2 protein-coding genes and 1 pseudogene are annotated in these 2138 nt (G+C 47.9%); all 3 read right to left on the minus strand.

The annotated features are described in order from the left end of the window. Positions 1-21: 21 nt before the first annotated feature. Positions 22-1428, minus strand: coding sequence for a mannose-1-phosphate guanylyltransferase/mannose-6-phosphate isomerase (locus LD28_RS0112675; RefSeq protein ID WP_033137326.1), 1407 nt, complete (start codon positions 1426-1428; stop codon positions 22-24). Between the two features lie 4 nt (positions 1429-1432). Continuing rightward, positions 1433-1930, minus strand: a complete 498-nt coding sequence (locus LD28_RS0112680) for a GDP-mannose mannosyl hydrolase (RefSeq protein WP_050514324.1) — start codon at positions 1928-1930, stop codon at positions 1433-1435. Then, positions 1914-2138, minus strand: a pseudogene (locus LD28_RS22415) (GDP-L-fucose synthase); the annotation flags it as partial. The gene LD28_RS0112680 and the pseudogene LD28_RS22415, both read right to left, overlap by 17 nt.

The raw sequence follows: 2138 nt of genomic DNA on the forward strand, positions 1-2138 counted from the left end.
CAGTAATAATGCTGATCTTCATCAATAACCTACTCCAGTAGATGGAATCCGAACAATATCATCTTCTGCAAGATAAATTCCGGTACGTACTTCTATAATTTCAAGAGGAACTTTACCTGGATTTTCGATGGAGTGAGCCACACCAACCGGAATATAGGTTGACTCATTCTCTGAAATCAAAAAGTTTTCATCGCCTCGGGTCACTCTTGCCGTGCCAGAGACGACGATCCAATGCTCGGCTCGATGGTAGTGAATTTGTACCGCTGTTTTTTGACCTGGCTTCACCATCACCTGCTTTACATGGTATCGCTCGCCATCAGCAATCGCATCGTGACTTCCCCAGGGGCGAAATACTTCACGGTGCTGCAGTTGCTCTGCGCGATTAGCCGCTTTTAATTGATTGACAATCCCTTTGATATCCTGCACACGATCTTTATGTGCGACCAAAACTGCATCTTTTGTTTCTACCACCACCACATCATCGATTCCTACGGTAGCGGTTAAACGATGTTGGGCATAAATAAAGCTGTTATGGGTCTGCTCGGTCAGTACATCCCCTTGCAACACATTACCTTGTGCATCCTTCTCGCTCACGTCCCATAAGGCAGACCAAGAACCAACATCGCTCCAATTCGCATCAAGCGGCATAACAACTGCATTGGCGGTTTTTTCCATTACCGCATAGTCAATCGAATCATCTGGACAGGCAGCAAAAGCATCCGCGTCAAGCCTTATGAAGTCGAGATCATCTAGCGCAAGCTGTAATGACAACTGACACTGTTCAACTATTTGCGGACAATACTTACCAAGCTCATGTAAGTAGACAGATGCCTTGAATAAGAACATTCCGCTATTCCACAAGTAACGGCCATCTGTCAGATATTGTTGTGCCAATTCTAGGTTAGGCTTTTCGACAAAAGCAGCGACCTTGCTCGCCCCCAGCCCTATCGCATTACCTTGTTGGATATAACCATAGCCTGTCTCTGGCGCTGTGGGCACTATGCCAAAAGTTACCAATTTTCCCTGCTCAGCAAGTGGCATGGCTGCTTGCACCGCCTGGCAAAATGCTGCTGGCTGCGCAATTACATGATCTGCAGCCAATACCAACAGCAAGGGGTCCTCCCCCTTGGCACGAGCATGCAGTGCAGCAATTGCTACCGCAGGGGCTGTATTGCGTCCGACCGGCTCTAACACAATACCACCATGTGCCAGCTTGGCCTTGCGCAACTGTTCTGCCACGATAAAACGATGTTCCTGATTGCAAATTAGAAACGCTGGCTGATGATCCAGAGGAGAAAGGCGCAACAGAGTCTCTTGCAACATAGTAGCCGTACTGGTTAGCGATAAAAACTGTTTGGGAAACAGAGTGCGCGACAAGGGCCACAAGCGAGTCCCCGAGCCCCCAGCCATTACAACTGGCAATAACATGGCATTACATCCTTTCTAAAAAATAATCTTTGGTATGCTGATGCACACTCGGATTTTGTAGCAACTCATTCACCTCAAACCAGCAATATTGATCGTGCTGGCTTACCGGAAGCGCATTGCATTGACCCTGCCATGCCACTTCATATCCCAGTACTACATAATGGGTTGAAAAACCCTCACCCGAGAAATTATCGGCATAAAAGTGTTCATAAGGGCCAAGGAAACGGGCACAATCGCGACTCGTAACAAACCCCAATTCCTCCCTAGTTAAACGCAAAAAAGCTGCATCAAGCCGCTCTTCTTTTCGCACCCGCCCGCCTGGCACAAACCAGAAGCCTTGCGCCGGACGGTTTAACCTGCGACCAAGTAATACCCGCCCTTGCTGATTGCGCACAATCAAATCAAGTGAGATAAGTGGCGTCGCCGCCACTATCTGCTGAAATTGTGTCTTATCCAACCAATAACTAGGTTGATTTTCGACCTCATTATTTACGAAAGGCATCTTGGTGCTCCAAGAACCATTGATAAGTCAGGGTCAGCCCTGCTTCCAATGAATGGGTATAACGCCAGCCTAACTTTGCCAAGCGACTTACATCCATTAACTTGCGCGGAGTGCCGTCAGGTTTGCTCGTATCAAATACGACGTTACCAGAAAAGCCCACAACCTTGGCCATTGTCTCTGCCAGTTCGCGAATGGTGCAATCAACACC

The organism is Aeromonas finlandensis (assembly GCF_000764645.1).
In the GTDB taxonomy this organism is placed as follows: Bacteria; Pseudomonadota; Gammaproteobacteria; order Enterobacterales; family Aeromonadaceae; genus Aeromonas; species Aeromonas finlandensis.

Coding starts and splice junctions, on each gene's coding strand:
- LD28_RS0112675 (WP_033137326.1), bottom strand. CDS start 1,428: ATGTTATTGCCAGTTGTAATGGCTGGGGGCTCGGGGACTCGCTTGTGG.
- LD28_RS0112680 (WP_050514324.1), bottom strand. CDS start 1,930: ATGCCTTTCGTAAATAATGAGGTCGAAAATCAACCTAGTTATTGGTTG.